The organism is Streptomyces sp. 13-12-16 (genome assembly GCF_002114215.1).
Taxonomy (GTDB): domain Bacteria; phylum Actinomycetota; class Actinomycetes; order Streptomycetales; family Streptomycetaceae; genus Streptomyces.
This window is the reverse complement of record NZ_NCTE01000275.1, coordinates 1-5,332: the sequence shown is the minus strand read 5'-3', so window position 1 is coordinate 5,332 and position 5,332 is coordinate 1. Positions and strand designations below refer to the sequence as shown.

Sequence of the window (5,332 nt, the reverse complement as noted above, 5' to 3'; positions counted from 1 at the left end):
CGGGCGGCGAGCACGGCGGCGGCGGTGCGCAGGGCGGCGAGGTGGGCCGTCGCGTAGCGCTCGTTGGGTGTCTCCAGGACGGCGGCCTCGTCGAGTCCGGCACGGGCCTGGGCGAGCAGGTCGAGGGCGGCGGGCGGGGCCGTGGCGCGGCGCAGCACGGGGTGGATGTCGCTCGCCGGGCCGTTCAGTGAGGGGGCAGGGCCGGTTGCGCGGCGCCGACGGGCGGCGGCTGCGGACGGGTTGGCCATGACGAACCTCCTGTCGTCTTTGTGACGGCTCCCCTACTAAGAGGTGCCGTATGTACACATCGTGAGGTATGCCACTGACAATCCGTTCTGACCTGGGCTTTTGCTTCGATCGATTGTTCGCGTTAGTTTTTGCACTGACCAGTCAGTTCAAAAACAGGGGGACTTGGTGGACGGTCCGTCCGGACTCGCCGTCACGGCCCGCGGCTTCGGCCTGAGGGGGCCCCGGGGATGGGCGTTCCGCGGGGTCTCGGCCGACGCGGAGCCCGGCTCGCTGATCGCGGTGGAGGGGCCGTCCGGGTCGGGCCGCACCTGCCTGCTGCTCGCCCTCACCGGCCGGATGCGGCCCACGGAGGGCCTGGCCTCCGTGGGCGGGCTGGAACTGCCCCGGCGGATGTCCGCGGTCCGCCGGGCCAGCGCCCTCGCCCACGTCAGCGGCGTCACCGACCTCGATCCCGCCCTCACCGTCGGTGAGCACCTGCGCGAACAGACCCTGCTGCAACGCCGTTTCGGCGGCTCGCCGTTCCTCCGGCCACCGCGTCCGCGCACCGCGCGCGCCGACGAGGAGCGGAGCCTCGTCGACACGGCCCTCACCACCGCCGGGCTCGACCTCGCGGCCCTGCCCAAGGGCGCGCGGACCGCCGTACGGGATCTGGAGCGGGTGGAGGCGCTGCGGCTGGCGCTGGCGCTGGCGCTGCTGGGGCGCCCCCGCCTTCTCGGCGTGGACGACACCGACCTGAAGCTGTCGCCCGCCGAACGGGAAGCGGTCTGGGCCCTGCTGCGGTCCATCGCCGGTGCCGGCACCACCGTGCTGGCCGTGTGCGGCGAGGCACCGCCCGACGCGACGCCCGTCCGCACGGGGACCGACCGGCACGACGACGGGATGGAGGCCGCCGATGCGATCGCCGCGACTGGCCGCTCTTGAGCTCCGGCGCTTCGGCCGGGGCAGACTGCCGCGCGCGGCCCTGGTCGCCCTGCTGGTGCTGCCGCTGCTGTACGGCGCCCTGTACCTGTGGTCGTTCTGGGACCCGTACGGCCGTCTGGACCGGATCCCGGTGGCGCTGGTGAACGACGACGAGGGGGCCGGTGCCGGCGGGAAGCGGATCACCGCGGGCGACGACATCGCCGAGGGGCTGCGCGACAGCGGCACCTTCGACTGGCGGGAGGTGAGCGCGGACGAGGCCCGGCGGGGCGTCGAGGACGGCACGTACTACCTGTCGCTGACCATGCCCGCCGACTTCAGCCGCCGCATCGCCTCCAGTTCGGGCGACTCCCCCGAGACGGGCGCCCTCCGGGTGCGGACGAACGACGCCAACAACTACATCGTCGGGCAGATCTCCCGGACGGTCTTCGGCGAGGTGCGCCAGGCCGCGTCCACGAAGACCTCGCGCACCTTCCTGGACCGGATCTTCGTCTCGTTCTCGGACATCCACGGCGAGACCGTGAAGGCGGCCGAGGGGGCCGACGAGCTGAGCGGCGGCATCGGGAAGGCGGAGAGGGGCTCCAAGGACCTCGCCGACGGCCTGGCGGACGCCCGCAAGGGCAGCGGCAAGCTCTCCAAGGGCCTGAAGACCCTCCACAAGGGCGCCGGCGACCTGGAGGACGGCTCGAAGAAGGTCGCGGACGGCACGCGGCGCCTCGCCGACAAGGTGAACGCGGTCGACGCCGAGGTGGGTCCGTTCCTCGAGAAGAACGAGAAGTCCATCGGCGACACCGCGCGGTTCGTCGCCGACTCGGCCGGAAGGCTCCGCGCGGACCTCGACGCCCTGGAGGAGGAGGCGCCGGCCGCCGCGAAGGACGCCCGCGCGGCGTCCGCCACCGTGGACGGCATCCACAGGGAGCGCTGCGAGGACCCCGTCCCGCCCGACCCCGCCTGCCCGGACCTGAAGAAGGCCAGGGACGCGGTGGCCACGGCGGCCGGCGTCGCCGGTGACGTCGGTTCCCTGGTCGCCGACCACCGCGACGACCTGAAGAAGCTCGACACCCACCTCGCCGCCCTGGAGAAGCAGGCCCGGGCCCTCGCCGACCGTGCCCCGCACCTCTCCGAGGACCTCGACGACGCCGTCACCAGGATCGGCAAGCTCGACGCCGGGGCCGGCAAGGTCGCCGCCGGTGCGAAGAAGCTGAACAAGGGACTCGGCACCGCCGAGACCGGTGCCGCGGACCTGGACAAGGGCGTCGGCGAGCTGAAGACCGGCGCGGACGACCTGAACGGCGGCCTCCACAAGCTCGTCGGCGGCTCCGGCGAACTCGCCGGCGGCCTGCACGACGGTGCCGGGAGGATCCCCGACTACGACGAGCGGGACCGCGACCGGCGCACCGAGGTGATGGCCGACCCGGTCCGGCTCGTCTCCCACGACCTGCACAAGGCGCCCGACTACGGCACCGGATTCGCCCCGTACTTCATCCCGCTGTCGCTGTGGGTGGGCGCGATGGTGGCGTACATGCTGATCGTGCCGATGAACCGGCGCGCGCTCGCGGCGGGCGCCTCCGCCTGGCGGATCGCGCTGGCGGGCTGGCTGCCGGTGGTGGCGATCGGGGTGCTGCAGACGCTGGCGCTGATGTCGGTGCTGCACTGGGCGCTCGGGCTGCAGATGGCGCGGGCGGCCGGCACGGTGGGCTTCCTGTGCCTGGTGACGGCGTGCTTCGCGGCGATCGTGCAGTGGCTGAACGCGCGCTTCGGCGCGGCCGGCCGGATCCTCGTCCTCGCGCTGCTCATGCTCCAGCTGACCTCGGCGGGCGGCACGTACCCCGTGCAGACCAGTCCCGGCTTCTTCAACGCGCTGCACCCGTTCCTGCCGATGAGCCACGTCGTCGGGGCGCTGCGGCGACTCATCACGGGCGGCGGCCTCGGACCGGTGTGGCAGGCGTGCGCCGTGCTCGCGGCCTTCACCGCGGGCGCCCTCGCGCTCACCGCCCTGTCGGCCCGCCGCCGCCAGGTGTGGACGATGGACCGGCTGCACCCGGAGCTGACCTTGTGAACGGACGGATCGGCGTTCCTGTGACAATCAGGGCCATGGAACGCAGCAGCACCACGCCGGGCGGCAGTGCCCGCCGCGAGGCCACCCGGCAGAAGCTCTACGAGGCGGCCGTCACCCTCATCGCCGAGCAAGGTTTCTCCGCCACCACCGTGGACGAGATCGCCGAGCGGGCGGGGGTCGCGAAGGGCACGGTCTACTACAACTTCGCGAGCAAGTCGGTCCTCTTCGAGGAGCTGCTGCGGCACGGGGTCGGTCTGTTGACCGCCTCCCTGCGGGAGGCGGCCGAGCGGACGGCCGCGGAGGGCGGCGGCGGGGTCGACGCCCTGGACGCGATGATCCGCGCGGGGCTCGTCTTCATCGACCGCTACCCGGCCTTCACCCAGTTGTACGTGGCCGAGCTGTGGCGCACCAACCGGGCCTGGCAGTCCACGCTGATGGTGGTGCGGCAGCAGGCCGTGGCGGTGGTCGAGGGCGTGCTGCGCGAGGGTGTGGCGAACGGCGAGTTCAGCGAGGAGATCGACGTCCCGCTGACGGCGGCGGCGCTGGTCGGCATGGTGCTGGTGGCCGCGCTGGACTGGAAGTCCTTCCAGCCGGAGCGCTCCCTGGACGACGTGCACTCCGCCCTGTCCCGGCTGCTGCAGGGGCGGGTCAGCGGCCGCCGCTGACCCCCGGACGGACGAAGGCGCCGGCCCGGTGGTGGCCGCGTCCCCCGCGGGCCGCCGTCGGACCGGCGCCTTCCTCACTCCCCCGTGCTTTCCCCCAGAACCCCGTTGCGGTCGTCCCCCGGGTTCCCCCGTGCCTCGCTCCCGCCGACGGTGCCGGCGGAAGGAGCGGATCGTGGGCCCGTACCGTTCCGGCGCCCCGTGTCGCCGGTTCCGGGGCCGGGCCCCTTTCCGTGGTCCCCACTCTCCCGTTCCCGGGGGCCGGCCCCCATCCGCGCGCGTACTCAACTCGGCGGCTAGGTACGGGTACTCAGGGCTGCGCACGCGCGCCCACGGCCCGGTGCCGGGGCGCGGGTGCTCGGGGCGCGGGTACTCGGGGAGGGGCTGTCCGCGGTGGCGGATAAAGTCCCTGGCATGGCACGGATTGCGGTGATCGGCGCCGGGATGGGCGCGATGGCGGCCGCCGCCCGGCTGGCCGTCGCGGGCCACCGGGTGGCGGTGTACGAGCGGACGGAGACCTACGGCGGCGCGCTGCGCCGTCTGGAGCGGGACGGGTTCGCCTTCGACACCGGGCCCGGGCTGCTCCCGCTGCCGGCGGTCTACCGGGACCTGTTCCTGAAGACCGGCAAGGAGCCGCTGGAGGCGTGCGTCGAGCTGGTCCAGGTCGACCCGTCGTCGCACCACGTGTTCGCGGACGGTACGCGCGTGTCGCTGCCGAACGCCTCCCGCGCGGGTGTCGTCTCCGCGCTGGAGGAGAGCCTCGGGGCGGACGCGGCCCGGCGCTGGGGGGACTTCCTGGTGCGGGCCCGGGAGGCCTGGGACCGGTCGCGCCGGCCGCTGCTGGAGGAGCCGTTGTGGCCCAACTGGCAGGTGCTGGCCGAGCGCGAGCCGTATCCGGCGGTCCCGCACAGGAAGTTCCTCCGCACGCGCACGGCGGGCACGCTCGCGGAGGTCGGTGCGTGGGAGCTGCGCGACCCCCGGCTGATCGCGCTGCTGGAGAGCCACGCGCTGGCGTACGGCCTCGATCCCCGGCAGACCCCGGCGAGCGCGGCGGTGCTGCCGTACATGGAGCACGCCTTCGGCATGTGGTACGTGCGCGGCGGCATGCGGGAGCTGGCGCGGGCGGTGTACGAGCGGTGTCTGGCCCGCCGGGTGGAGTTCCGCTTCGGCGCGGAGGTCGCCGGGGTGACGGAGAAGGACGGCCGGGCGGCGGGGCTGGAGCTCGCCGACGGCACCGTCGTGGAGGCGGACCTCGTGGTCGCCGGGGTGGCTCCGGGGGTGCTGGACGGGCTGAGCCGGGGGACGCGGGTGCGCGGTGCCGGAGGGGTCCCGGCCCGGCGGGGGACGGCGAGCAGGGTGACGGTGGCGCTGGCGCTGCGGGGCGGGCGCCCGGAGGGGACCCCGCACCGTACGGTCGTGCACGCGCAGGACCGGGAGGCCGAAC

5 protein-coding genes are annotated in these 5,332 nt (G+C 74.2%); 4 read left to right on the top strand and 1 reads right to left on the bottom strand.

Going from position 1 to position 5,332, the window contains the following annotated elements:
- Window positions 1-248 (bottom strand): SAV_6107 family HEPN domain-containing protein (locus B7767_RS12155; protein WP_256923417.1); only part of this gene is annotated, 248 nt, incomplete at its 3' end.
- A 166-nt stretch (window positions 249-414) separates the two neighbouring features.
- Between B7767_RS12155 and B7767_RS12150 the strand changes: the two genes are divergently transcribed.
- From B7767_RS12150 to B7767_RS12135, 4 genes are all read left to right on the top strand, one after another.
- Window positions 415-1,170, top strand: coding sequence for an ATP-binding cassette domain-containing protein (locus B7767_RS12150; RefSeq protein ID WP_085572211.1), 756 nt, complete (start codon window positions 415-417; stop codon window positions 1,168-1,170).
- Complete coding sequence (locus B7767_RS12145) at window positions 1,142-3,226, top strand: YhgE/Pip domain-containing protein (RefSeq protein ID WP_085572210.1); 2,085 nt, start codon at window positions 1,142-1,144, stop codon at window positions 3,224-3,226. Before B7767_RS12150 ends, B7767_RS12145 begins: the two co-directional genes overlap by 29 nt.
- Before the next feature lie 35 nt (window positions 3,227-3,261).
- Window positions 3,262-3,891 (top strand): TetR/AcrR family transcriptional regulator, encoded by a 630-nt coding sequence (locus B7767_RS12140; protein ID WP_073936583.1) that lies wholly within the window; start codon window positions 3,262-3,264, stop codon window positions 3,889-3,891.
- Between the two features lie 411 nt (window positions 3,892-4,302).
- Window positions 4,303-5,332, top strand: a 1,030-nt coding sequence (locus B7767_RS12135; RefSeq protein ID WP_085572212.1) for an NAD(P)/FAD-dependent oxidoreductase, incomplete at its 3' end; no start/stop codon positions are given.

Bases quoted from the DNA above. Each gene is read 5' to 3' on its own strand.
- B7767_RS12145 (WP_085572210.1), top strand. From the start codon at position 1,142: ATGCGATCGCCGCGACTGGCCGCTCTTGAGCTCCGGCGCTTCGGCCGG.
- B7767_RS12140 (WP_073936583.1), top strand. From the start codon at position 3,262: ATGGAACGCAGCAGCACCACGCCGGGCGGCAGTGCCCGCCGCGAGGCC.